The 25534-nt window shown below is 71.3% G+C and carries 17 protein-coding genes; 3 read left to right on the top strand and 14 right to left on the bottom strand.

All coding sequences use genetic code 11. The annotated features are described in order from the left end of the window. Positions 1-29: 29 nt before the first annotated feature. The 3 genes from OG453_RS22095 to OG453_RS22085 all read right to left on the bottom strand — a co-directional run bounded on the left by OG453_RS22095 (position 30) and on the right by OG453_RS22085 (position 2969). Positions 30-554 (bottom strand): DoxX family protein, encoded by a 525-nt coding sequence (locus OG453_RS22095; protein WP_266870081.1) that lies wholly within the window; start codon positions 552-554, stop codon positions 30-32. Positions 555-745: 191 nt separating this feature from the next. After that, positions 746-2011, bottom strand: coding sequence for a hypothetical protein (locus OG453_RS22090; protein WP_266870080.1), 1266 nt, complete (start codon positions 2009-2011; stop codon positions 746-748). 172 nt (positions 2012-2183) lie between these two features. Then, on the bottom strand, positions 2184-2969 hold the full coding sequence (locus OG453_RS22085) for a class II aldolase/adducin family protein (protein ID WP_266870078.1): 786 nt from the start codon (positions 2967-2969) through the stop codon (positions 2184-2186). A gap of 184 nt (positions 2970-3153) precedes the next feature. Here OG453_RS22085 and OG453_RS22080 point away from each other — a divergent pair, with 184 nt between their 5' ends. Further along, a complete protein-coding gene (locus OG453_RS22080) occupies positions 3154-3627 on the top strand; it encodes a pyridoxamine 5'-phosphate oxidase family protein (protein ID WP_266870076.1) in 474 nt (157 codons plus the stop codon). A gap of 80 nt (positions 3628-3707) precedes the next feature. Here OG453_RS22080 and guaA read toward each other — a convergent pair whose 3' ends face one another. Next, complete coding sequence (gene guaA, locus OG453_RS22075) at positions 3708-5294, bottom strand: glutamine-hydrolyzing GMP synthase (RefSeq protein WP_266870074.1); 1587 nt, start codon at positions 5292-5294, stop codon at positions 3708-3710. A gap of 394 nt (positions 5295-5688) precedes the next feature. Between guaA and OG453_RS22070 the strand changes: the two genes are divergently transcribed. Further along, positions 5689-5988, top strand: a complete 300-nt coding sequence (locus OG453_RS22070; RefSeq protein WP_266870073.1) for a chorismate mutase — start codon at positions 5689-5691, stop codon at positions 5986-5988. 719 nt (positions 5989-6707) lie between these two features. Here the strand turns inward: OG453_RS22070 and OG453_RS22065 are convergent. Together OG453_RS22065 and OG453_RS22060 are read right to left on the bottom strand one after the other, a co-directional pair. Then, positions 6708-7457 (bottom strand): hypothetical protein, encoded by a 750-nt coding sequence (locus OG453_RS22065; RefSeq protein WP_266870071.1) that lies wholly within the window; start codon positions 7455-7457, stop codon positions 6708-6710. 115 nt (positions 7458-7572) lie between these two features. After that, positions 7573-7974 (bottom strand): hypothetical protein, encoded by a 402-nt coding sequence (locus tag OG453_RS22060; RefSeq protein ID WP_266870069.1) that lies wholly within the window; start codon positions 7972-7974, stop codon positions 7573-7575. Positions 7975-8131: 157 nt separating this feature from the next. Here OG453_RS22060 and OG453_RS22055 point away from each other — a divergent pair, with 157 nt between their 5' ends. Continuing rightward, the gene (locus OG453_RS22055; protein ID WP_266870067.1) at positions 8132-9259 is read left to right on the top strand and encodes an LAETG motif-containing sortase-dependent surface protein; all 1128 of its coding nucleotides are present in this window, start codon (positions 8132-8134) and stop codon (positions 9257-9259) included. A gap of 116 nt (positions 9260-9375) precedes the next feature. On the opposite strand, the gene OG453_RS22050 is transcribed toward OG453_RS22055, so the two are convergent. From OG453_RS22050 to OG453_RS22015, 8 genes are all read right to left on the bottom strand, one after another. Further along, the gene (locus OG453_RS22050; protein WP_266870065.1) at positions 9376-11202 is read right to left on the bottom strand and encodes a GMC family oxidoreductase; all 1827 of its coding nucleotides are present in this window, start codon (positions 11200-11202) and stop codon (positions 9376-9378) included. A gap of 27 nt (positions 11203-11229) precedes the next feature. Beyond that, entirely contained in the window at positions 11230-12846 is a 1617-nt protein-coding gene (locus OG453_RS22045) for a succinic semialdehyde dehydrogenase (RefSeq protein ID WP_266870063.1), read from the bottom strand. Between the two features lie 139 nt (positions 12847-12985). Continuing rightward, positions 12986-14686 (bottom strand): serine/threonine-protein kinase, encoded by a 1701-nt coding sequence (locus OG453_RS22040; protein ID WP_266870061.1) that lies wholly within the window; start codon positions 14684-14686, stop codon positions 12986-12988. A 6-nt stretch (positions 14687-14692) separates the two neighbouring features. Then, on the bottom strand, positions 14693-16399 hold the full coding sequence (locus tag OG453_RS22035) for a serine/threonine-protein kinase (protein WP_266870059.1): 1707 nt from the start codon (positions 16397-16399) through the stop codon (positions 14693-14695). Between the two features lie 104 nt (positions 16400-16503). After that, positions 16504-18129, bottom strand: coding sequence for a serine/threonine-protein kinase (locus OG453_RS22030; RefSeq protein ID WP_266870057.1), 1626 nt, complete (start codon positions 18127-18129; stop codon positions 16504-16506). Positions 18130-18222: 93 nt separating this feature from the next. Then, entirely contained in the window at positions 18223-19845 is a 1623-nt protein-coding gene (locus OG453_RS22025; protein WP_266873081.1) for a serine/threonine-protein kinase, read from the bottom strand. 189 nt (positions 19846-20034) lie between these two features. Next, positions 20035-23160, bottom strand: coding sequence for a protein kinase (locus tag OG453_RS22020; RefSeq protein ID WP_266870055.1), 3126 nt, complete (start codon positions 23158-23160; stop codon positions 20035-20037). A 186-nt stretch (positions 23161-23346) separates the two neighbouring features. Then, a complete protein-coding gene (locus tag OG453_RS22015; protein WP_266870053.1) occupies positions 23347-25524 on the bottom strand; it encodes a serine/threonine-protein kinase in 2178 nt (725 codons plus the stop codon). Positions 25525-25534: the final 10 nt, after the last annotated feature.

Genomic DNA, 25534 nt, shown 5'->3' with positions numbered 1-25534 from the left:
CCGGCCGAGCGCCTGGGTGAGCCCCGCGGCTAGACGAGCCCCGAGGACCGCCTGCGCCGGGCCGCGAGCATCGCGTCGGCCGAGAAGATGGACGCCCCGGCGAGGATCAGGGGCAGCCAGGCCATCAGGTAGGCCAGGTCGTTGCCGTAGTAGTAGGGCTCGGTGGACCAGCTCACGGTCAGCCAGAGGCTGAGCGAGATCAGCGCGCCGCCGAGCGCCGCGATGCGGGCGAAGAGGCCGACGAGGGTGCCGATGCCGACGGCGAGTTCACCGAGGGCGATGGCGTAGCCGAAGCCGACGGGGCTCTTGAGGGAGAGGTCGACGAGGGCCGGGATGGCGGAGATGTCGCGGACGCCCTCCATCATCTCGCCGATGGACCCGGCGCCGCTGGCGGACATGAACGCGCTGTCGGTGATCTTGTCCAGGCCGGCGTAGATGAAGGTGACGCCGAGGAAGACGCGGAGCGGGAGCAGGGCATAGCGGGAAGCGCTCTCCCTCCATCCGCTGCTTCTGACGTAGCTGTTGTGGCTGTCGGTGCGCATGCCGTGAGCCATCGCTCTCGCCGCCTCTCCCGTTGACCGTCTCGCCCATTGACCCGTCATCAGACGATACGTACGAAGAGGGGGCCCTGCTCAGTGGCGTACACCGAATTCGCGAGAACAGATCCGTTGCCGTGCCGGGCTCATCGGTCGATGACTCGGTCCGTGGTGGAGGCTGTGGTGCGGTCCGTGGTGGGGGCCGTGGTTCAGTCCGTGACGTCGATCGTGCACCGGTTCGTCTCCACGCCCGCCGCGGTGATCACCTGGACGTCGACGCGGCCCGGCTCCACGTCGACCGGGACGGGGACGGTCAGCGCCGCGTCGGTCGGGTTGGTGAATCCGCCGGGCACGGGGACGAGCGGCACATGGACGTGGACGGTTCCGATGCGGACGACCATACGGGCGAGACGGTCGGCGCTCTGCGCGCCCGGGGGCACGAATCCGGCGCCGCGGATCTCGATGTCGTCGCCGGTGCGGATGGGGGCGTCGAGGTCGCCGGCCTCGCGGGCCCGCACCACGGAGAGGATCACGGGGCGGCCGCCCTCGGCGTACTTGCCCGCCAGGTATGTCGCCGCCGACACCAGGACGAGGAGCGCGAGCCCCCACGGCAGGTCGGGGAGCTGTTCGGGGCGGCGTGCGAGCCGTACTGCGGCGAAGACGATGGCGACGGCGCTGACCAGGACGTACTGCGTGTCCGCGAAGCTGCCGCGGCCCGCGTCGTCGGTGAGCAGATCGGCGGCTCGGGGCCGGTGGGCCGGGACCTTCTGCAGCCGCTGGCCGAGGACCCGCAGGCCCACCACACGGCGGACGAGCACGGCGACCCCGCACACCACGGCGAGGACGGTCACGGCTCCGGCGGCGCGGGCGAGTTCGAGACCGGCGATCAGCTCGTCCCGCTGCCGGTGCCCGGAAGCGCCGGCCAGCTGCCCGGCGAGGACGAGCACGGCGAAGACGACGAGGAGGGTCCAGCAGGCCGCCACGGCACGGGAGGTGGAGAGGCGGTTGTCCTCGCCGATCACCGGCGCGATGACGCCGCCGCGCGCCCGGTGCAGATGCCCGGCGCCGGTCAGCAGGCCGCCGACGACCACGGCCGCAAGCAGTCCGGCCGTGCGGGCGAGTGTCCAGCCGGTGCCGATCGCGGTGAGCGCCTGGACCAGGAGCAGCGCGCCCACGGCTCCCCAGACGACACCGAGGGTGCGCTGCCGGAGCAGGCCGAGCCAGGCCTCGCCCTCGGCGCGGCCGCGTTCGGCGACGGCGCGCGCGGACTGGGTCAGTTCGTCCGACACCCACTGCCGGGAAGCGCCCGCGGAGTGCGCGACCGCCGCGGGAAGCCCCTCCCCGGCGGCCAGTTCGTCGCGCTTGGCGAGGAACTCGGCCACGGCCCGCCGGTGTCCCTCGCGCGCACCGTGCGGGCAGTCACCGCACGCGCAGCCGCCCCCGTGCGCGCCCTGCCGAGCCTCCTGCACCGCCACCGCGTACGCCGCCTTCCCCGCCCTCGTCCGAGCACCGATCCGTGAAGCACCGATCCGTGAACTTCCTTGCGATGAAAGGGGATTGTGCCGTACGGGAAGTCGATCGGGTCCCTCGGGTCAGGTCAGGGCGGGTGAGGCCGGCGCGCCGGGGTTGACGGAGGGGAGCAGCGGCTCAGGTCAGCAGGTCCGGTTCGCTGCGGCTGATGTCCTGCCACAGGGGCTGGTAGTTGATCCAGGCCACCAGATCGCTGCCGAGCTGTTCGCGCGTCGCCACGGCCTGCTTGTGGCCGATCAGGACCGGGCGGCCCGCGGCCCGTGCGCTCAGCTGGACCTGGCAGGAGCGATCCAGGGTGAGGAACCACCAGGCGGCGGCATCCACGGAATCGCCGACCGTGAGGAGTCCGTGGTTGCGCAGGATGACGGCCTTGTGGTCGCCGAGCGCGGTGGCGATGCGCCGCCCTTCCTCCGCGTCGACGACGACACCGGTGTAGCCGTCGTACAGCGCGTGGCTCTCGTAGAAGGCGCAGGACTCCTGGGTGATGGGGTCGAGGAGTTCGCCGAGCGTGGAGAGCGCGCGGCCGTGCAGCGAGTGGCAGTGGGCGACGGCGACGACATCGGGCCGCGCCAGATGCGCCTGCGCGTGGACGGTGAAGGCGGCCTGGTTGACGTGGTGGCGGCCCTCGACAACCTGCCCCTCCGCGTTGGCGAGGACCAGATCGCCCACGGTGATGTGCTTGAAGGGCATCCCGAAGGGGTTCACCCAGAAACAGTCGTCGTACTCCGGGTCGCGCGCCGTGATGTGCCCGGAAACCCCGTCCTCGTATCCGAGTCGGCCGAAGAGCCGCAGCGCCCCGGCGAGCCGCTCCTTGCGGTACCGCCGTTCGTCCGCCATCGAGTCATGGACGGGCGGCATCGCGAACTGCAGCCGTTCGACGGGTATCGGTGTGGGCGCCTGCATGGTTCCTCCATCCCTCGCTGTACGGAGCGGAAGTTACCGCCGGTCAGCGCAGGAAGACAGGGGGTCCCTGTGAAGAGAGTGCGCAATCGGGATGCGAAGCCGGACAGAAGATGTCGGGTATCGGCGCCACACTCGCCGTATGACATCGAGCCGTATGACATCGAGCCGTATGACATCGAGCCGTATGACATCGAACTGGGCAGCCTTCGCCGCGGCGGAACCCGACTTCGCACGGACCGCCGAGGAGCGCTTCGGCCTCTTCACCCACCACGTCATCGCCACGCTCCGCAAGGACGGGTCACCGCGCACCACGGGGCTCGAAGTCCGTTTCCTGCATGGCGAGTTGTGGCTCGGCATGATGCCGAACTCGATGAAGGCGCTCGACCTGCGCCGCGACCCGCGCTTCTCGCTCCAGGCCAATCCGGGACCGGGCACGGAGATGGCGGGCGGCGACGTCCGGATCGCCGGGCGGGCCGTCGAGGTGAAGGACCCCGAGACCGTCGCGCGCTATGTCGGGGAGGTCGCGCCGCCGGAGCCGTCCCACCTGTTCCGTACGGAACTGACCGAGGTGGTCCGTACGTACATCGAGGACGAGAAGTATCTGGCGGTGCAGCTGTGGAAGCCGGGTGCGCCAGCGCGGACGACCAGGCGGACCTGACGTACGCGAACGGCGCCGCCCACAGAAGTGGACGGCGCCGTTTCAGCCCTGCGGGAAGCTCCGCGGCAAGAACCGCGGGACTACTCCCACTCGATGGTGCCCGGCGGCTTGCTCGTCACGTCGAGGACGACGCGGTTGACGTCGGCGACCTCGTTCGTGATGCGCGTCGAGATCTTCGCGAGGACCTCGTACGGAAGACGCGACCAGTCGGCGGTCATGGCGTCCTCGGAGGAGACGGGCCGCAGCACGATCGGGTGCCCGTACGTCCGGCCGTCGCCCTGCACACCCACGCTGCGCACATCCGCGAGCAGCACGACGGGGCACTGCCAGATGTCACGGTCGAGACCGGCGGCGGTCAGCTCCTCGCGGGCGATCGCGTCGGCGTCGCGGAGGAGGTCGAGACGGTCCTTCGTGACCTCGCCGACGATGCGGATGCCCAGGCCGGGGCCCGGGAAGGGCTGGCGCTGGACGATCTCGTCCGGCAGACCGAGCTCCTGCCCGACCATCCGCACCTCGTCCTTGAAGAGCTGGCGCAGCGGCTCGATCAGCTGGAACTCGAGGTCCTCGGGGAGGCCGCCCACGTTGTGGTGGGACTTGATGTTGGCGGTGCCGGTGCCGCCGCCGGACTCGACGACGTCCGGGTAGAGCGTGCCCTGGACGAGGAACTCGACGGGCTGGTCGCCCGGCGCCTCGGCCACGATCTCCGCCTGCGCCTGCTCGAAGACGCGGATGAACTCGCGGCCGATGATCTTCCGCTTCTGCTCCGGGTCGGAGACGCCGGAGAGCGCGTTCAGGAACCGCTCCTGCGCGTCGACGACCTTGAGCTGCACGCCCGTGGCCGCGACGAAGTCCTTCTCGACCTGCTCGGTCTCGCCCTTGCGCATCAGACCGTGGTCGACATATACGCAGGTCAGCTGAGAGCCGATGGCCTTCTGTACGAGTGCGGCGGCCACGGCGGAGTCGACGCCGCCGGAGAGGCCGCAGATCGCGCGCTTGGTGCCGACCTGCTCGCGGATCGCGGCGACCTGCTCCTCGACGATGTTGCCGGTGGTCCAGTCGGGCTTCAGGCCGGCGCCGCGGTAGAGGAAGTGCTCGAGCACCTGCTGGCCGTGCGTGGAGTGCATGACCTCGGGGTGGTACTGCACGCCGTACAGCTTCTTCTCGTCGTTCTCGAAGGCCGCGACCGGCACGACGTCCGTGGACGCGGTGACGGAGAAGCCCTCGGGCGCCGCGCTGCACGCGTCGCCGTGCGACATCCACACGGGCTGCTCGGCCGGGGTGCCCTCGAAGAGCGTCGAGCCGGGCTTGGAGACGGCCAGCGGAGTACGGCCGTACTCACGGGCGCCCGTGTTGTCGACGGTGCCGCCGAGGGTGGTCGCCATCAGCTGGAAGCCGTAGCACATGCCGAAGACGGGGACACCGGCCTCGAAGATCGCGCGGTCCAGGCGCGGTGCCTCGTCCGCGTACACCGACGAGGGGCCGCCGGAGAGGATGATCGCGGCGGGATTCTTCGCGAGCATCTCGGAGACCGGCATCGTGCTCGGCACGATCTCGCTGTAGACCCGGGCCTCACGGACACGTCGGGCGATGAGCTGGGCGTACTGCGCTCCGAAGTCGACGACCAGAACGGTGTCGGGAGCGGCGGCAGCGGGGGACGCTGATGGCACGGCGGCGGCCTTCCGGCGTTGAGCGTGAGCTGGGGCTCAGTGCGTGTGCAAGGGGTCTGTTTTGTCGATTCTAACGGGCGCGTGAGTACTCCCTTCGTCGCATCCGACGGGAGCCAGTTCTCACGGGTCCGGCGCCGCGAGCGTCTCAGCATCCGAGCCGCGGCGGAACCCGTGTTGACCGGGCACGCGCGCCTGGGGGCATACTGGCCTCGTGACCAAGCACCTCAGCTTCCTCTTTACCTATGGCAACCGGCCCGCCGGCTGCCATGGTCGAGCTGCTTGATCCACTGACAAGCGACTTCCCAGGCGCCCCGGGCCGACAAGGCCCGGGGCGTTCTGTCATTCCGGACCTTGTCGCTCCGGGGCCGCCTCCCCATCCGACGAGGAGCCCCAGATGAGCACCGCCACCACCTCCGCCACGACCGAGAAGACCGGCGCCCGCACCCCCGAGGCAGCCGATGTGATCGAGAACGCCCGCGAGCGGATCGACGCGCTCGACGACCGCATCATCGGCCTCGTCCAGGAACGGATGGCCGTGTCCTCCGTCATCCAGGAGGCCCGGATCACCTCGGGCGGCCGCCGCGTGAATCTCTCCCGCGAGATGGAGGTCCTCGGTCACTACAGGGACGCGCTCGGCAAGCCCGGCACGTCGCTCGCGATGACGCTCCTCGAGCTGTGCCGCGGCCGCGTCTGAACCGCCCGGGACCGTCCCGCCGCCTGCCGTCCGGACCCCCGGAACCCTTGTGCCACCGGACCTGAGTTCGGGTCCGCTCTCACCCGTACGGCGCGTGACCGGGTCCGGAGGGGCTTCGTTGGTCCCGATGTCCGTGCCAGCCAGGGGCGGGCACGGGAAAACCACGCGTGGCTCCGCTGGAGCGATGAGGCGCACACACCGTGTACGCCGTGGGACCTCGCTCCAGAGACGTGACCGGACGGCAGGGGACAGCAGCCCGGTCACCCAAGAGAACGGTCGGCTTCGGGGACGCCCGAAGCCGACCGGCCTCCGTCCCTCGAAGCGTCCGCCAAGACGTCTCCCAAGCCGAAGCCGTCCCCAACCGTCCCGCAGCCCCCAGCCGACCCGGCAGTCCCGTCGAGAACCCCGAGCTGTCCCTGTTCGTCTAGATCTGGTCGAAACGGTTGCGCAGGCAACGTCAGATCCAGCACGATGCGTAGAGGTACGGGCCGCAAACGCGGCACTCCACAATTCCATTGCCAATGGTCGATACCACGTGAGCGCCCCTCGTGCGCCGGGTCGGCCACCGGCGCCCCCGCAGACTCGCGGCGCACTCCCCCCGGCGCCGCTCCGCGGCACCGACGCTGCCCTGACGTCGGTGCTGACAGCCAAGGGCCCCGCGGATCCGTCCCGCGGGGCCCTTCGCTCTGCGCCGACCGCGCCTCAGCCAGCGGCGGGGGCTACTTCTCCACCTTCGCCAGCTGCGCGTCGACGATCGCATCGGCAACCTCGGGGTCGCCCTGCCTGGCGGACTTCACGGCCTCCTGGTCGAAGACGTTCGACGCGTGGAAGGACATCAGCGTCGAGCCGCTGCGTACGACGGTGACCTTGTCCCGGGCCAGGAACTCACCCGCGCGGCTCGCGAGCTTGAACGAGACGGACTCGTCGCCGCCGACCGAAGCCGGCTGCGGCCGCACGCCGAAGTACCGGTGACCGCCGACCCCGAAGGTGGCGCACTTCTTCGACTTCGACGCGGACCGCAGGGTGTCCATCGTCTTCTCGGCGCCGGCCTTGTCGTACGCGAGAAGTTCGACGTCGGTCGTCGTGGCGTCGTCGATGTCGGTGCTGCTCAGCGTCCGTACGACCTGCGCCTTCGCACCCTCGGGTGCGGTGGCCCTGAGCATGTCCGACAGCGAACGGCACTCGCCGGGACGCACGGCGGCCGAGGGCGGCGCGGTCTTGTCCGCGGACGCCCCAGACGCATCGGACGCCTTCTCCACCTTGTACTTCTTGACGTCACCCGTGGCGAGAGCGGACTTCTCCAGCTTCTCGGCGGCCGAGGTCCCGGCGGCACCCGCGGGCTTCCTGCCGCCGGAGCCGCCATCGCCCTTGCCCTTGCCGTCGTCGCCGCTTCCGCTGCACGCCGCCGTCAGGCCGAGTGCCGCCACCACCGAAACGGCCACCACGCCGCGTGACACAGCTGACTTCACGTTCCCGCTCCCCGTTCTTTCTTCCTGTCGCACCATGCGGAGTCACCCGCACCCCTCGTACGACGGAAGATCATCGCGCCTGGTTCCGCTTCGATGGGCACGGCCCTCGTACGAGCTAGCCCCACATCCAGAAGCGGAACGGGCTCAGGAACACGATGGCCAGCGCCATGCCGCCCACCACGATCACCACGCTCCACACCCGGCGGCTGCGCTCCGAACGGGCGCTGCGGCGCGGCCCCGTGGGCGTGGACCGCCACTCGTCGGGCCGCCATGCCCCGGCGGCGCCCTCCCCCTGCGCGGCCTTGCGCTTTCTGCGTCGACGACCCAACGCCCGTGAGTCCGACGCCTGTTGGCGCGCCGCCTCCTCGTCCAGGCGCCGCAGCCGCTCGGCCACCATGCGCGCCCGCGCGGACGGCTCCTTCGGCGCGGACGTACGGATGTCGCGCAGGCTGTCGCGCTCGAACCGTTCCCACACCTCGTCGGGTATGTGCTCCGGCATCTCGTCCGGCACTGTCACGCAGCCCCCTCCTACCGCCCCTCGCCCGGCGGCGGTTCGCCGTCGGGCGGAGGAATTTCTACGGCACCCCGCGACAACCGCACAAGCCATGTGATTCAAGCCACATAAGAATTCTGTGAGTTCCAGGACAACCATTCACAGGGGACGCAGGTCATGCATGCGTAACAACGGCCACACCCGCGTCCCCACCGCGGAGGCCTCCACCTCCGTACTGCTCACCAGGCAGTACGCCGGACTTCCTGAGGTCTTCATGAAGCTTCGCCGTGTCATGGCCGCCGCGGCCGCGACCGCTGCCATAGCCCCGATCGCGTTGCTGTCGGCCCCTGCCGCCTTCGCGACCGAGGACACCACCACTTCGTCTCCGAGCGCGACGGCCACCGAGACGGCCGAGCCCTCCGAGACGGCCACGCCGACCGAGACGGCCGAGCCCACGGAGACGGCGGCCCCGTCCGAGACGGCCAAGCCCACCGAGACGGCCTCCCCGACGGAGACGGCCAAGCCCTCCGAGACGGCGACCGCGACCGAGAAGCCCACCGAGACGGCCAAGCCGACCGAGGAGCCCACCGAGGCCCCCACGGACTGCCCGGTCGACGACGAGGGCGTCGACGTCGACTCCAAGCTGGAGCTCGGACTCTCGGGTCTGCCCGGCAAGATCGTCGCCGGCAGCGGCTGGCACCAGTTCAAGCTGACCGCGTCGAACCCGAGCGACGAGGACCTCGGCGAGGTCCAGTGGCTGGCCGCCGTGGACAACTGGTCGGACAGCGAGGACGAGCAGGACTGGCTCGCCAACTACGCGCAGATCCAGTACTTCAACCCGGACTCCAAGTCCTGGGAGTCCATCGCGGACGAGGTCACGGGCGGTCTCTACTTCGGTGCCACGGAGCTGGGCGCCAAGGAGAAGGTCGACATCAAGCTGCGCGTCAACATCAGCGCCAAGGCCCCGGCAGGCGACGGTTACGCGCTCGGCCTCGGCGGCTACCTGGACTCCGAGGCGAACTGCGTGCACAACGCCTTCGCGTTCTACGAGTTCACGGTCCTGAAGGCCGGCAGCAGCAACGAGAACCCGGGTGAGGCCGAGGAGAAGCCGGGCCAGGACGGCAAGAAGCCGCAGGGTGGCAAGGCGCCGCAGGGCGGCACCAACGAGATCCCGGCCACCGGCAACCTCGCCGAGACCGGCTCCAGCTCGATGCTGCCGACCATCGGTCTCGTCGGCGGCGTCGCCGTCGTCGCCGGTGCGGGCGCCGTCTTCATCGTCCGCCGCAAGAAGGCCGACGCCAACGCGTAACGGCCCGCCGCACCGCGGCACGCCGTCTCGTGACGGCACCTGAGCACGCGAAAGGACCTGCGCTCGGAGGGGGGCGCAGGTCCTTTCGCGTACGTACGTTCAACAGGGCGCGGGCGCTACTTCTTCGCCGGTACCGCGGGCATCCCCAGGAACGGCAGCTTCAGCGCGCCGAACGCGTCGTCCGGCACCGCGGGGGCCTTCGGCTCGACGGCCGCGAGACGTACGTACGCCGTGCCCTGTGCGGGGCGGGTGTCCTCGCCGCCCTTGTTGGGCCAGAAGGACATCGCGCGCTCGGCCTGCGCGGTGATCGTCAGGGACGGGTTCACGCCGAGGTTCGCGGAGACCGCGGCGCCGTCGACGACCGAGATGCCCGGGTGGCCGTAAAGGCGGTGGTAGGGGTCGATGACTCCGGTGTCGGCGGAGTCGCCGATCGGGCAGCCGCCCAGGAAGTGCGCGGTCAGCGGGGTGCCCATCAGCTCGCCGACGTTCGACCCCGCGAAGCCGTTGATCTCCTTGGCGAGCAGCGTCGCGGCGTCGGTGGCCTCACGGATCTGGGTCGGGTTGGGCGCACCATGGCCCTGCCGGGCGGTCAGCAGGCCCTTGCCGATGCCCTTCTCCTTGCGATACGTGATCAAGGAGTTGTCCAGGGACTGCATGACCAGGCCGATGATGGTCCGCTCCGACCAGCGCCGGTTGGAGAGCGAACGGACCATCAGCCAGGGGTGCTTGGCGACATTGCCGAGCCAGCCCGCCACGCGCGCCTTCGCGCTGTAGGGGACCTGGAGGATCGTCATGCCGCCCATCGCGTTGGACTTCTTGCCGTAGCGGACCGGCTCGATGTGCGTGGAGTCGTTCGGGTGGATCGACGAGGTGATCGCGACGCCCTTGGTGAAGTCCGGCTTCGCGCCGCCGTGTGCCTTGCGGTAGCGGCGGTCGGTGGTCTGGGCGCCCACCAGGGCCTCGGAGTTGGTGCGGGTCAGCGCGCCGAGCCGCGGGGAGATGTGCGGCAGCAGCCCGTTGTCCTTCATGCGGTGCAGGAGCGTCTGCGTGCCGTAGGTGCCCGCGGCGACGACGACCTTGCGGGCCGTGAACGTCCGGCCGTTGCCCTTGCGCTTGGCATCGGTGGGCAGGGTGGCGACGGCGAACCCGCCCCGCGAGTCCTCGGTGACGGTGACGACGGACGTCATCGGGTGGATGACGGCGCCGGCCTTCTCCGCCAGGTAGAGGTAGTTCTCGTTGAGGGTGTTCTTCGCGCCGTGGCGGCAGCCGGTCATGCACTCGCCGCACTCGGTGCAGGCCTTGCGCGAGGGACCCGCGCCGCCGAAGTAGGGGTCGGGAACTTCCTGGCCCGGCTCGGCCGTTGAAGATCCTGAGGCGTCCTGCTCGTCTCCGAAGAAGACGCCGACCGGCGCCATGTGGAAGCTGTCGCCCACTCCCATGGCCTGGGCGGTCGCCTTCAGGTGGATGTCGGACGGTGTCGTGGTCGGGTTGAGCCGCACCCCGAGCATGCGCTTGGCCTGTTCGTAGTAGGGGCCGAGCTCGTCCTGCCAGTCCGTGATGTCCTTCCACTGCGGGTCGTTGAAGAACGGCTCGGGGGGCACGTAGAGCGTGTTCGCGTAGTTGAGTGAACCTCCGCCGACGCCCGCCCCCGCCAGCACCATCACATTGCCCAGCAGATGGATGCGCTGGATTCCGTAGAGGCCGAGCGCCGGTGCCCACAGGTAGTTCTTGAGGTCCCAGGAGTTCTTCGGGAGCGCATCGCGGGTGAAGCGACGGCCCGCTTCGAGTACGCCGACGCGGTAGCCCTTCTCCGTCAGCCGCAGGGCGGAGACGGAACCGCCGAAACCCGAGCCGACGACGAGGACGTCGTAGTCGTACGACGCCTCGTCGTACCCTCCCGCCTCGCTGTCCGGCTGTTTCTGGACAGAGCTCTCCTGTGACATTGACTCTCCTCGTTGAGAACTAACGCACTAGCGAAGCCGCAGCGACTTCATGACCTTCAGGCTCAGGCTCATGAACGCCGCGTACTTCTCGTCGTCCATGCCGAAGGACGGCGCGAGCGGCATCAGACGCTGGTGCGCGACGGTCTGCGCCTCGGTGTACTTGAGGATGCCCTCGGAACCGTGGCGGCGGCCGAGACCGGAGTCCTTCATGCCGCCCATCGGGGACTGCACGCTGCCGTAGGCGGGCGCGAAGCCCTCGTTCACGTTCACCGTGCCGGTACGCAGACGGGCGGCGATCTTGCGGCCGCGGCTGCCGTCCTTCGTCCAGACCGAGGAATTGAGGCCGTACGACGTGGAGTTGGCGAGCTCGACCGCCTCGTTCTCGTCGGTGAAGCGGTAGATGGAGACGACCGGGCCGAAGGTCTCCTCGGCGCAGACCGCCATCGGGGACTCGACGCCGTCCAGGATCGTCGGCTCGAAGAAGAAGGGGCCGATGTCGGGCCGGGCGACACCGCCCGCGACGAGCGTGGCGCCCTTGGCGACCGCCTCCTCGACGTGCCGCTTGGTGGTCTCCAGCTGGCGCTCGCCGACCAGCGAGCCCATCTCGGCGCCGTACGCGAGGGACTTGCCGAGCCGCATCGCCTTCGTCCGCGCGGCGAAGCGCTCCACGAACTCGTCCGCGATCGACTCGTGGACGTACAGCCGCTCGATGGAGATGCAGAGCTGACCGGCGGACGAGAAGCAGGCGCGCACGGCGCCCGCCGCGGCCTTGTCGACGTCGGCGTCGTGCAGGACCAGCATGGCGTTCTTGCCGCCGAGTTCGAGCGAGACGCCGACCAGGCGGCCCGCGGCACCCTGGGCGACCTCGCGGCCGGTGCGGGTGGAGCCGGTGAACGACACGTAGTCGGCGTGCTTGACGATCTCGGGTCCGACGACCGGTCCCTCACCTATGACGACCTGGAAGACCTCGGCGGGCAGCCCGGCCTCGATGATCAGGTCACGGGCCCACAGAGCGGTCAGGCAGGTCTCCGTGTCGGGCTTCATCACCAGCGCGTTGCCCGCGACCAGGGCCGGGAGCGCGTCGCCGATGGACAGCTCGAAGGGGTAGTTCCACGGCGCGATCTGGCCGACGACGCCGCGCGGCTGCCGGTTCTCGGTGACCTTCGTGAGGGTCGGTACGACGCCGGTGTGCCGCTTGGGGTTCAGATACGCGGGGGCCTTGCGGCCGTAGTGCCGGGCGGCGACGGCGACGGCCTGCAGCTCCTCGTGCGCGTGCAGCCGGGCCTTGCCGGTCTCCAGCTGGATGAGGTCGAGGACCTCGGCCTGGCGCTGAAGCACCAGGTCGTGGAAGCGGAGCAGGACCGCGGCGCGGCGGCGGACCGGGGTGCGCTCCCAGGCGACCTGGGCGACCCGGGCCCGCTCGAAGGCGGTGGCGACGTCCTCGGGGGTGGACTCGGGCAGGTCCGCCAGCTTCTCGCCGGTGAACGGCGTGTGATTGGCGGTCCGCCCCGAACCGACGACGTCCCGGGTGAGCTGCGCGATCAGCTCGGGCGTCACCACGTCGGCGACGGTGCGCGCACCTTCGGGGGCGGTGGCTGTCGGGTTCGTTCCGAGGGGCGCTGCGGTGGCCTGCGAGTCCGTCATGGGGCAGAGCGTAGGCCCAGGTCAACGTTTTGGGTACCCGTCGGTAATCAGCTTTCACCGGGCGCACACACAGTGCCAGCGATCGCTGGCGGCAAAGCCCCTGATCAGGGGCTTAGCGAGAGTTGATCAAGATCGTTCATCAATCTTGAGAGCCGCCGACCAGCGGGCTCCCCACGCCGAGCCGCTCGCGCGCCGCCTTGAACAGGTCGGTGCCCTGCTTCTCGTACGTCTTGACGCCCTTGGGCATCCGCACCATCAGGTCGTAGTGCTCCCCGGCGTCCGTGACGATCAGGAGGTGCAGCTCGCGGGTGACGACCGGCTCGACCAGGTCCTCCTCCGCGCTCTCCGTGTACGTGGCGTCGAGCAGGGCCGCGTCCTGGCCATGGAAGCTGGTCGGGGTGGTCTCGGTGTTCACTTCTTCGTAGGGGGCGCCCTCGAACTCCTTGGCCTCGGCGTTCGCCCAGGTCATGGCCGGGGAGGCGGCGGTCGCGGGCTTGGTGATGCGCAGCGAGACCGCGCCGTCGGGCTCGGAGTACTCGACGATGGGGTTGGCCGGGTCGCGGATGATCTCGGTGTACGTGGCGGGGACGGAGATCTCGGCGTCGACCTTGGGCTCCTTGTGGACGGTCCAGTCGCCGCCGCCCGAGGGGCTCGCCTCGCCTTTCTCCTTCTTGTCGTCGTCCGGCTTCTCGCTGCCGTCCTTCTTGCCTGTGCCCGCCTCCACCTTGGCATCACCGCCGTCGCCCAGTGAGGTGCCGAGCCAGACGCCACCACCGACCAGTACGACGCCCAGGAGAGCGGCGGCGATCAGGCGCCCGGTGGCGCGGGCGGGCCGCTTGGCGGGCGGCTCGGCGGAGGCGGTCTCGCCCGCGTCCGCATCTGCATCCGCGTCCGCGTCCGCGTCCACGTCCGGTGCGGGCCGTGGAGCGGGCGTGAGGCGCACCGTCCCCACGTCGTCCGACAACTCCCGCAACCCCGAAGGGTCCTGGGCCACCTCGCCGCCGAAGGGCTCCGGCAGCGGCCGGCCCTCCGACGCCGCCTCCAGGGCGAGCGCGACCTCGGACGCGGCGGGCCGCAGCGCGGGGTTCCTGGACAGCAACCGCTCGATCAGCGGGCCCAGTTCACCCGCCCTGACCGGCGGCGGCACCTCCGCGGAGAGCACGGCGGCCAGGGTGGACTCCAACGTCGTACGCCGGAAAGGGGACCAGCCCTCCACGGCCGCGTAGAGCAGCACGCCAAGGGACCACAGGTCGGACTCGGGGCCTGCCGTGCTGCCCGACATCCGCTCGGGCGCGATGAATTCGAGCGAGCCGACGAACTCGCCGCTGACCGTGAGCGACTCCTCGCCCTGGATGTGCGCGATCCCGAAGTCGGTGAGGACGACACGGCCATGCGGCCCGATGAGTACGTTCGCGGGCTTCACGTCACGGTGCACGATGCCCCTGGCGTGCGCGGCGGCCAATGCGCCCACCACCGCGAGGCCGATCCGCGCGGACTCGGCGGGCGGCAGCGCGCCCCGCTTGAGCAGCTCGTGCAGCGAATCGCCGCGGATCAACTCCATGACGATCCACGGCAGTTCGTCCTCCACGACCACGTCGTGGATCGCCACCGCCGCCGGATGCTCCACCTGCGCGGCAGCCCGCGCCTCCCGCTGCAGCCGGGCGTACATGCGCCGCTGCGCCGCGTCGTGCGGATCCCCCGGCAGCCGGGGCTGCTTGACCGCGACGTCCCGCCCGACCAGCTCGTCGACGGCACGCCATACGGTGCCCATGCCGCCGGAGCCGATGCGTTCCGCGAGGCGGTAGCGGCCGCCGATCAGACGTCCCCCGTCATCGGCCATGCCGGGTCAGGGCTTCGCGATCTTCAGGTTCGCGATGGCGGTCTTGGCGACCTCGCGACCGCGCTCAACGAAGTCGCCCTTGCCCGGGTAGTCGACCCAGAGCTTGTACATGTCGCCGGACTTGGACTTGTAGTAGAAGACCTTGGCCTCGCGCGGCTTCTTCGTCTCCGAGTCTGATTCATCGACGTAGGTGACCGAGTTCTCGGCGGACTCCCGGCCCTCGTACGAGGTCTTCTCAGTCTTGCTCCGGGGAGCGGGCTCCTCGGCCATGTAGCTCTCGTCGCCGTTCTTGATCTTGTCGGCGTCGCTGTACGCCTGCGCGGCCGGGGACCCCGCCATCTCGCCGGTGGTGTCCTCGGACTTCTTCTCGAGGCGCAGAGTGATCGAGATGGCGGTGCTCGGGTCGGAGTAGGTGACCCAGTGCTCCGTCTTGTCGATGCCGTCCGGCACGGACTTCACATAGTCCGGGGGCGCCGCCACCGTCGCGCCCAGCGCCTTCTCCTCGTGCTTCTTCCAGTCGTCCGCGGCATCCGCCGCGAACGGGTTCATGACCACGAGTACGCCGGCGACCACGGCCGCGACCACCACGGCGCCGATGCCGATCAGACCCTTGCGCCCGATCGTGACGCCCTTGCTTCCACCGGAACCACCACCGACCTGCACCACCCGCGTCGGCGCCACCTGCGGCGGCCGCACCGACTCCTCCAGGAGCGTGCGGATCTGCCCCGCGTTCGGGCGCTGGGCCGGCTCCTTGGTCAGGAGGCGGTTGATCGCGTCCGCCAGGGGGCCCGTGGCTGAGGCGGGGGCCGCCGGTGTCGCGTTCAGGACGGACTGGAGGGTCGCGGGGGTGTTGTTGCGGCGGAACGGCGAGACGCCCTCCGTCGCGGCGTACAGGACCACGCCGAGGGACCAGAGGTCGGAGGCCGGGCCGGGGCGCTGGCCCAACACCCGTTCCGGGGCGATGAATTCGGGAGAGCCGACAAAGCCGCCGGTGTCCGTCAGGTTCGTCTCGCCCTCGATCTGCGCGATGCCGAAGTCGGTGAGGACGACACGGCCGTGCGAGCCGAGCATCACGTTGTCCGGCTTCACGTCGCGGTGCAGGATGCCCGCCTGGTGGGCGGCGTCAAGGGCGTTGAGCACCTCCAGGCCGACGCGGGCGGCCTCGCCGGCCCCCAGGGTGCCCTCCTGGAGCGCGGCGCCGAGCGAGCGGCCCTGGACCAGCTCCATGACGATCCACGGCTGGCCGTCCTCCACGGCCACGTCATGGACGTTGACCACGGCCGGGTGGTCGAGGCGGGCCGCGGCGCGCGCCTCGCGGCGCATCCGCTCGAAGGCGTTGGCGCGCTCCCGCTCCGGCAGGTGGTCGGGGATGCGGGGTTCCTTGACCGCGACCTCGCGGTCCACCGTCTCGTCCTTCGCGCGCCAGACCGTGCCCATGCCGCCGTGGCCGAGCTTCGAAAGGAGGCGGTAGCGGCCCGCGATCACGCGCCCCGCGCCCGGGTCGGGCTCCGAGGGCTGGTTCGGCACCACCTGGGTGGGCTGGGCGTACGGCGACGGGGGCGGCGTCGGCGCGGCGGGACCGTGCTGCCCGCCGTGCTGCCCGCCGTACTGCCCACCTTGTCCCCCTTGTCCGGGGACGCCGGACTGCGGCGGCTGCAGTCCGAAACTGGTGGGTTCATACGGGCCGTAGGAGGCTCCCCCGTCGTTACTCATGCACACATCAGTACCCTGCCGATGGCCTCCGGTTCCACTCGGGTCACTGACTTGTGACCGTGGTGATGCTTCGCACAGAAGTCCACCGGGAACCCGTCGGGGCGTCAGCGGCTCATGAACGTGTCCACCGCCGTGTCGAAATAGCGCCTGCTCTCCTCGGCCTTGCCGACCGGCGCCGAGACCCACACGTCGTACATCCGGCCGCCCTCCTCCCAGCACAGGTCGTACGTGTGCCGGGCGCCCTCCGCCGCGCTGAAGCCGTCCCAGGTGAACTGCCACAGGGCGGCCGGCCTGCCGTTGTGCGTGGTCTGCGTGATCTCGGCGTCGCGGTAACCGGGGTTGTTCTCGGGGCCCTTGGCGTCGGAGCGGCGCTGCACGGCCAGCGGGCCGCCGGGGTCGGGGGCGGACTCCTTGATGCCGATGCGGAAGGTGCCGCCGGGGGACTTGTAGAAGGTGCGGGGCCCGTCGACCTCGCGGGCGAAACCTTCCGGCACGGCGAGCGTGAAGCCCCTGCGGTCCTTCGCGATGCGGTAGCCGTCGGGGGCCGCGGGCGTGGACGGCGTCGCGGTGTTGCCGCGGGTGACCGTCACCGTGGGGGTGGGCGAAGGGCTGCCCGTCGCCGTCCCCGTGGTCTGCGGCGCACTCGGCGCCGAGCTCGTCGGCGTACCACCGCCACCGTCGCCGCCCCCGCCCATCAGGAGCGCGGCGGCCGACACCCCGGCCCCGGCCACCGCGGCCACCAGCGCGGCGGCGATGAGGAGCACGCGGCGCCGCCCCCGGAAGGGCGCGGCAGGCCCCGCCGCCGGACGGACCGGCAGGTCGCGCTGGGTGGGCGTGTAGCCGTCCGGCAGCGCCGACGGCTGACCGCCCGCCCGGCCCGCCGCCGTCGAGGGCATCCGCCCCGTCTCGACGTACAGCCGAAGCAGCCGCTCCGCCTCCGCCACGTCGAACCGCCGCCGCTGATCGCGCTCCAGGAGGCCGAGCACGACGGGCAGCAGCGGCGCGGCGGCGGGCGGCGGGCGTATCTCGTCGAAGACGACGGCGTGCAGGACACCGCCGATCGAGTCCCTGCGGAAGGGCGACTCTCCGGTCAGCGCGGCGACGAGGAGCGCTCCCAGCGACCAGAGGTCGGATGCGGGCCCGGTGGTCTCGCCCGACATCCGCTCGGGCGCGGTGTATTCGGGCGAGCCCACGAACGACCCGGTCTCGGTGAGCGTCGTCGCCCCGCTGACCTGCGCGATCCCGAAGTCGGTGAGGACGACGCGGCCGGTCGCCTCCTCCAGGAGCACGTTCGCGGGCTTGATGTCGCGGTGCAGGACCCCCGCGGCGTGCGCGACGCGCAGCGCGCCGAGCAGATCGATGGCCATCCGGGCGACCGTGCGCGCGTCCATCGGTCCTTGCCGCGCGATCCGCCCCGCGAGCGAACCACCCTCGATCAACTCCATGACGATGTAGGGGTGTTCGTCCTGCACCACCACGTCGTGTACGACGATGATGTGCGGATGCCTGAGCTGCGCGGCCGCCCGCGCCTCGCGCAGGGTGCGTTCCCGCTGCAGCAGCGCCTCGGCATCGGAGAGCGTGTCGTCGAGCTCGACTTCCTTGACGGCGACCCTGCGCCCGAGGAACTGGTCGGTGGCCCGCCAGACCACGCCCATGCCGCCCCGGCCGAGCCGCGCCTCCAAGCGGTAACGGCCAGCTATGACCCGGGCGTTGTCCCCCACGCTCCCCATGCGGCCATCATGCCCCACCTGTGCGGGCCCGGACCCTGTGGGCCCGGGCGGCGGACTGGTTCCGGCCGCTCGCACCGCCCGCCTCGTGCGCGCCTAGTTGACCGGCTTCTCGCCAAAGCTCCGGAGGATCGCGTCGAACTGCTGCCGTGCGGTGTCCCAGTCCTTGGCAGGGGAGGACATGTAGATCACGTACTCGATGCCGTTGCGGCTGAGATACGACTGCGAGATGGCGCGGCGCTTTCCCGCCGTCGTGTCGTTCGCACCCGCCGTCCAGCTGAACTCCCAGAGGGCGCCGGCCCGGTCGCGGAAGGTGTTCGAGTCCAGCTGCAGCCGCTTGTAGGCGGGCAGCTTGGGCCTCAGGCTCTTCTCCAGGTCGAGCTGGTGCAGATAGGGGCTCTCCCACGCCGTCTTGGGGTCGACACTGATGCGTACGAAATGGCGTCCGTGGTCCGGGGTGTAGTCGATCTGGTTGCCGTCCATCTCGCGCACCCAGTTCTTGGGCAGCCTGAGGCTGAAGCCCTCGGGGTCCTTGACCCGCGGCCAGTCGGCGGGGATGCCGCCGACGGCCTTACCGGGATCCCCGTCCCCCGCCCCCTGCGTACTGGTCTCGTGCTTGCCGTCCCCGAGGTACAGGGACAGGGCGGCCCCGCCGCCACCGAGCAGTACGGCGGCCGCGACCACGGAGACGATCACGGGCCACTTGCGGCGCTTCGGGGGGTGGTTGGAGTGACCGTCGTGGACGAAGGTGCCGGAGCCATGGCCATGGGCGGCTGTTCCCGTCGCGCCTTGGACGGCCGTCCCCGGCTCTGCCGAGTGTGCGGCCTGCGGCACGGGCTGCGGCACGGGCTGCTGCCCGGTCACATGCACCTGCGTCGGAACGTACGCCTGTGCCCGGCTCGGCCGCCGCCCCTCCGCCGCCTCGGCGAGCATCAGCTCGGCCTCCTCGGCGGTGGGCCGGTCCTCCGGGTCCTTGCTCAGCAGCGCGCCGATGACGGGCGCGAGCGCCCCCGCGTACTCGGGCGGCGCGGGCTCTTCGCCGACCACGGCCTGCATCGTGCCGAGCGGCGACGTGCGCCGGAAGGGGGATTTGCCCTCGACCGCCGTGTAGAGCGTGGCGCCGAGCGCCCACAGGTCGGACGCGGGCCCGGGGTTGGCGCCACTGACCCGCTCTGGCGCCAGATAGTCGACGGAGCCGACGACCTCGCCGGTCCGCGTGATCGTCGTGTCGCCCTCGATCGCGGCGATCCCGAAGTCGGTGAGCAGGATGCGGCCGTCGTCCGCCAGCAGTACGTTGCCGGGCTTGACGTCACGGTGCAGGACTCCGGCAGCGTGCGCGGCACGCAGCGCCTTCAGGGTCCACAGGCCGATGCGGGCGGCCTCGACCGGGTCGACGCGGCCCTGGTCCTTCACGGCGTCCGCCAGCGAACAGCCGTCGACCAGCTCCATCACGATCCAGGGCCGGTCGTCGTACTCGATGACGTCGTGGACGGTGACGACGGCAGGGTGGTTGATGCGGGCCGCGGCACGGGCCTCCGTCTGGGTGCGCGCGAAGAGCACCGCGCGGTCGGCCTCCTGCACCCACTGCGCGGCCGTCAGCTCCTTGACGGCGACGGCCCGGTGCAGGACCTCGTCCCGCGCGCGCCACACCCGCCCCATGCCACCGTGCCCGATGGACTCACCGAGCCGGTAGCGGCCCGCGAGGAGCAGGCCCTGCATCTGATTCACGATTCCCCATCATTGTTCTTGACAGGGCCAAGATTAGGGAGGGGGCAGCGTACAGGGAACCTTCGGGGGTGCACGGAGATCGCACTGTGACGCTTCACGCACTGTGGGCGCGCCGCCTTGCGCGTCGGCCGGACGCCCGAAAGCACTGGTCACGAACGGTCAACTTCCGCGCCTGGAAGGTCAGTCGGCGACCTGATACGTCGCCGACGCCTGCTCGAAGAGCCGCGTCACCTCGTCCCGCTCGGCCTCAGGACCCCGGAGCTGCACGACGTGGTACTTCCCGCCGACGGGCATCGCGAGATTGCGTACGAAGATCTCGCGTCCCTCCGCGTCCTGCCAGGTGAACTGCCCCTCGGCCATGGTCCGCCCGCCCACGTCCACGGTGCGCATCCCGCTGGACGTGGCCCACGTCGAGTCGCGGAACGGCTGCAGCTCCCGCTCGTGCTCCCGCTGGTACTTCATGGGATCGCTGCCGTACTCGTCCGTGCCGTCCCGCCCCGGCACGACGATCAGCTGGAAGTCGCCGTGGGTGTAAAGGACCTGCCCGCGCCCGTTCTTGGGCTGCCGGTCCCAGCCGCTGGCGACGGCCACCCGGAAGCCCTCGGCGTCCTTGCGGAGCGTGAAGCCCTGCGGCACTTCGGGCCCGCTGGTCTGCGGCTGCTCCGAACTCGGGCTCTTCTCCGGCTTGTCGCTCGGCTCACCGGAGTTGTCCGGCTTTCCGTCCTGGCCCGGCCGCGCACTGGAACTGCTGTCAGGGGTCGGCGCCTGACTGCTCCCGACGTCCCCCGCGGAACCGGCCCGCCCGCTGTCGCCGCCTTCCCTCTCCCCCGACTTCGGCATGAAGACCATCGCGTACGCGACTGCCGCGACGAGGCCGACGAGGATGAGCAGGAGCAGTACGCGCCCCAGGGAGCGCGGCCGCTGTCCCGCGCCGCTGCGCGGTTGGCGCGGCGCGGTGGCACGTCTGGGCGGCGGAGCGGCCGCCGGCATCGCGGCCCTGCTCTCGCGCCCCCGCTGGGGGTTGGCCCTGCCCTTGGCCTTGGACCCGGCCTTGGACCCAGCCTTGTGCTTGTGCCGCCCGTTCTGCCGCGACACGGCGGCGGCCTGAGCGGCGGCGCGGCGGCGGCGCACGACCTCGCCACGGCGACGCAGGATGGGCAGCCGTCGGGCGTCGAACGGCGGCGCGGGCACGACGTTCGCACCGGCCTCCGGCTCGGGCGCCGAGCGGACCAACGACCGCAGCCAGCCGTTCAGTTCCTCGAAGTCGAGCCGCTCGGTCGGGTCCTGCCGCAGCAGCGACTCGACCACTGGCCGGAGCGGACCGCACTCCTCGGCGAAGGCGGGCGGCTCGGCGCAGACCAGCTGGACGAGCTCGAACGTGCTCTCTTCCGGGTACGGCGCATGGCCCTGCACGGCACGGAACAGCAACGCGCCAAGCGCCCACAGGTCCGTGGCGGGCCCGATGGGCGCGGCAAGCTGCCAGTTCTCATGCACGGGCCCGGCCTGCTCGGGCGCCCACCGCTCAGTGACAGCCCCCACCACGGTCATCCGCGCATGCCGGGCCCGCTCGGCGGCCAAGGCGGTGGCGGGTCCACGCCGGGCGCCACTGCGCTCGGCGACGAGAGCGTCCCAGTAGGTGTGCCCGGAATTGCCGGGGCTGGGGGCGGAGTCGGGGGTGTGGGGGCTGCGGGGGCCGGGGGTCGAGGGACCGGGGTTCGGGCTGGAGGCGGCGCCACCAGGGGCGGACACCCGGCCTCGCGCACCGTGGCGCAGCTCGCCGCGGGGCGGGGTGGAACCGGGAACGCCGTGGCTCAGCTCGCCGCGGGGCTGCGTGGAAGCGGGACCGCCGTGGCCCAGTTCGCCGCGGGGCGGGGTAGAACCGGGACTGCCGTGGCCCAGTTCGCCCCGGCTCGAAGCGGGGCTGGGAGCTCCGTGGCTCAACTCACCGCGGCCCGGCGCGGAACCGGGACCACCACGACTCAACTCACCGCGGCCCGGTGCAGATCCAGGAACACCGCGACCCGCCCCGGAACCAGAAGCCCCATAACCCGACGCGGAACCGGAGCCACCACGACCCAACTCACCACGCCCCGGCTCAGCCCCAGAAACACCGCGACCCGACGCCTGGCCCGGAATCCCATGCCCCGGCGCCGGACTACCGGGGCCGCCACGCTGCGGAGCGCCCCCCTGCCCCTCGCGACGGGACACCTCGCCGCCGCCCCTGGGCACCGCCCCATGCCACGGCTTCGTGCCCGCGACGCCGTAGGGGTCCAGGATCCGCCCGGCCACATCGGCTTCGCCGCCGCCGCTTTCGCCACCGCCGTACCGGCGCGAGCCGTATCCGTCCGCGCCGTATCCGTCCGAGCCTTCACCGTCGTACGCCTCGAAACCGTCGCGCCGCCCGGCCTCACCCGAAGCGCCGCCGCCCCGCGGCCCCGGCACCTCGCCCTCGCTCAGCCGCGCCGCGGCCCGCGTCCCGGCGCGATACGCGGCTATCGCACCGGCCCGCGCCGCCCGCACATCCAGTTGAGACTCGGGCTCGGCGGCCGGCTCCTCGGGAGTCTCGTCGGCGTCGGAGCCCCCACCGCCGGGCTCTATCTCCGCGTACCCACCCTCATCGTCCGTCGCATCCGCGGCAGCCGCAGAGCCGTCGGCCTCGAAGCCCCCGAGGACCTCCTCGGGGCGCGGGTCGTAGCCGCACAGTGCCTCTTCCGCCGCGCCCGCCGCCAGGCCCGTCAGGACCACCCGGCCGTCGTCGCAGACCAGCACCGTGCGCGCCGTGATGTTGCGGTGCACCCAGCCGTGCGCGTGCAGCACCCGCAGCGCCGTCACCACGTCCGACGCGACCTCCGCCGCGCGATAGGGACTCAGCGGACGCTCCGCAAGCAGCGCGGCCAGCGGCCTCGCCGCCACCAACTCGCTGACTATCCACAACGAACCGCCCTCGGCGAACACGTCGAAGACCTGGTCGAGCCGCGGATGGTCGGGAATCTGCGCGGCGGCCTGCGCGGCCTCGATCGCACGCCGCACCGCCGGATCCGACGGCCTGCGCGTCGTACGCGCCGACGGCCGCCGCACCGCCCCCGCGCTCACGAACCCCTCGGGCAACTCCCCGTCGGGAAAGTCACGCTCGTCGAGCTCGAGCACCTCCGCGTCGACGACCTCGGGCAACGGCACCTGCCTGACCAGGACTTCCTGCCCGCTGTAGGTGTCGAAGGCACGGGTCTCGGCGAGTTCGTACTCATCCGCCGGAGGCAACGGCAGGCGATAGCGGTCGGCGAGTACCCGCCCCGCGTATTCGTCCACGACGCCTCCCCCGTCCGCCCGGTGGTCAATTCCGTTCGTCTTACGCCCTGTTGCGGCTGCGTACGGTCCGCAAGTACTCACGATACGTGCCGGAGCCGAAGCGCATTGAGGGGATGCGAGATCTCACAGAACAGCGAGCCGGGGAGATGGAGGTGCCACCTCCCACCCCGACTCCGCCCCGGTCGGCTACTTCTTCGGCTCGAACGTCCGCGTGAAGGTCCGCCACGTGTCCTTGCGCCGGTCGCTGTCCCAGTCGTCGGCCTTCGCGGTGTACATCATCCCGTAGCCCAGACCGCCGTTGACGACGAACCCACGGTCTATCGACCGGTACTTCGTGCCGCCGTCGACGTACGTGAACTCCCAGTCAGCCGTGTTCCAGCCGCGGAAGCCGACCTTCTCTATCCGGATCCGCTTGTACTGGGACCGGACCATGCCCGACTCCTGGTTCTTCCAGTCGGCGACCGGGTCGTCCTTGGGCGTCGTCGTCCAGCCGATCAGGAGCTTCTGCCCGTCGGGCCCGCTGAAGCGGGCGCCCGCGATCGCCGTGGACTGGTACTTCCAGCCCTTCGGCAGCCCGATCGCGAATCCCTGGGAGTGCTTGTACGTCGAATCGGCGCCGTCGTCCGGCTCCTTGCCGCCGTCGTCGCCCGTACCCGGGTCTTGGCCCTCACCGGCGTCGGACGCGGGGTCGGTGCCCGCTCCCGAGCCCTCCTTGCCCTTGTCCTTCTCCTTCTCGGCGCCGCCGTCCTGCCCGGCGCCGCCGTCCTTCTCCGGGTCCTTCTCGCCGCCGCCCGCGGTCGCCCCGCTGGACGCGGCCTTGTCGCCGCCCTTGCTGTCCCGCGCACCGCCGTCGTCCCCGCCGCCGAGCGCCAGGGCAAGCACGGTCCCGAGCACCGCGAGCACGACGACCACCGAGATGATCACGAGCGTGCGCCGGGGCACCACATCGGTGAGCGAGGCCGAGGCCTTGGCAGGCCCGCGCGGCGGTGCCGCGGGAACCGGCGGGGCGCCTTCCGGGTGCCCGGCCGCCGTGCCCGCGTTCGTCGCCGCGCCCCGCGTGGACGCCGCCGCGGCGGCCGTCGCCGCCGCCTTCCGCACCGACTGAAGCGCGCCGCGCAGCCGCTCCGCCGCTTCCTCGGACTTCTTGCCCTTGCCTGCGGAGCCGGCCCCAGAGGTGCCCGCTCCCGCGCCGGAGTCCGCGGCGTCCGAAGCCGTGGACACATCGCCCGACTTGCCGGCCGCCGCCGTGTCGGTGGCACTCGCCGTAGCGGCCGCGTCCGACGGCGCGTCGGTGCCCTTCTTACCCGGCGCACCGACCGCGGCCGACCCTGCGGCTGCACCCGCGGCCCCCGCTGCGGCCGCCCCGGCCCCACGGCCGGAACCACCCTTGCCGAACCGCTTCGCCATCCCCACCCGCGGCGACCGCGCGGCCTTCGCCCGCTTCTCCGGAGGAGCGGGCGGCAGCGGCACCACCTTCGTCGCCTCGACCGGCTCCGGCTCGTCCTTGACCTCGGGCGCATGAATGACGTCAAGCAGGAGCGCCCGCGCCGCCGCGTCGTCGAGCCGCAGCTCGGGGTCCTTGGCGAGCAGGCCATAGATGACCTTCTCCAAGGGGCCCGCGTTCGTCGGCTGTTCGACGTCCTCCGTCATCACCGCCGTGAGGGTCGCGATGGCCGACCCCTTGTCGTACGGCGGCACGCCCTCAACCGACGCGTACAACAGCCCGCCGAGGGACCACAGGTCGGCCGCGGGACCGGGCTTGTGCCCGCGCGCCCGCTCCGGCGAGATGTACGAGGGGGCGCCGACGAGCATGCCGGTGGACGTGATCGACGGGTCGCCCTCGACCTGCGCGATACCGAAGTCTGTGAGGACGACCCGGCCGTCCTCGGCGATCAGTACGTTGGACGGCTTCACGTCACGGTGCAGGATGCCCTCGCGGTGCGCTGAGCGCAGTACGTCGAGCACGGCGAGGCCGACCTCGGCCGCTCGCCGCGGCGTCAGCAGACCGTCCTCGCGAATGGCCTCGGCGAGCGACTTGCCCTCGACCAGCTCCATCACGATCCACGGGCGGTCGTCCTCGTCGACCACGTCGTAGACGGTCACCGCGCTGGTGTTGCGGATCCGCGCGATCGCCTTCGCCTCACGCAACGTACGCGTGATCAGGCGGCGCTTCTCGTCCTCGTCGATGCTCGAGGGGAAGCGCAACTCCTTCACGGCCACCGTGCGGCCGAGTGTCTCGTCCTTGGCGCGCCAGACGGTTCCCATTCCGCCGCGGCCGAGCACTTCCCCCAGCCGGTAGCGCCCGGAGAGGAGACGTTCGCTCTTGTCCTGACGGGACTGGCCCGTCTTCTCCGCGTCCGACATGCGTCCCCTC

It is taken from the genome of Streptomyces sp. NBC_01381 (assembly GCF_026340305.1).
Classification (GTDB): Bacteria; Actinomycetota; Actinomycetes; order Streptomycetales; family Streptomycetaceae; genus Streptomyces.
This window is presented reverse-complemented; position numbering and strand designations above follow the sequence as displayed.

Bases quoted from the DNA above. Each gene is read 5' to 3' on its own strand.
- OG453_RS22015 (WP_266870053.1), bottom strand. From the start codon at position 25,524: ATGTCGGACGCGGAGAAGACGGGCCAGTCCCGTCAGGACAAGAGCGAA.
- OG453_RS22035 (WP_266870059.1), bottom strand. From the start codon at position 16,399: ATGAGTAACGACGGGGGAGCCTCCTACGGCCCGTATGAACCCACCAGT.
- OG453_RS22040 (WP_266870061.1), bottom strand. From the start codon at position 14,686: ATGGCCGATGACGGGGGACGTCTGATCGGCGGCCGCTACCGCCTCGCG.
- OG453_RS22025 (WP_266873081.1), bottom strand. From the start codon at position 19,845: ATGCAGGGCCTGCTCCTCGCGGGCCGCTACCGGCTCGGTGAGTCCATC.
- OG453_RS22080 (WP_266870076.1), top strand. From the start codon at position 3,154: ATGACATCGAACTGGGCAGCCTTCGCCGCGGCGGAACCCGACTTCGCA.
- OG453_RS22095 (WP_266870081.1), bottom strand. From the start codon at position 554: ATGGCTCACGGCATGCGCACCGACAGCCACAACAGCTACGTCAGAAGC.
- OG453_RS22085 (WP_266870078.1), bottom strand. From the start codon at position 2,969: ATGCAGGCGCCCACACCGATACCCGTCGAACGGCTGCAGTTCGCGATG.
- OG453_RS22045 (WP_266870063.1), bottom strand. From the start codon at position 12,846: ATGACGGACTCGCAGGCCACCGCAGCGCCCCTCGGAACGAACCCGACA.
- OG453_RS22030 (WP_266870057.1), bottom strand. From the start codon at position 18,129: ATGGGGAGCGTGGGGGACAACGCCCGGGTCATAGCTGGCCGTTACCGC.
- OG453_RS22055 (WP_266870067.1), top strand. From the start codon at position 8,132: ATGCGTAACAACGGCCACACCCGCGTCCCCACCGCGGAGGCCTCCACC.
- OG453_RS22070 (WP_266870073.1), top strand. From the start codon at position 5,689: ATGAGCACCGCCACCACCTCCGCCACGACCGAGAAGACCGGCGCCCGC.
- OG453_RS22050 (WP_266870065.1), bottom strand. From the start codon at position 11,202: ATGTCACAGGAGAGCTCTGTCCAGAAACAGCCGGACAGCGAGGCGGGA.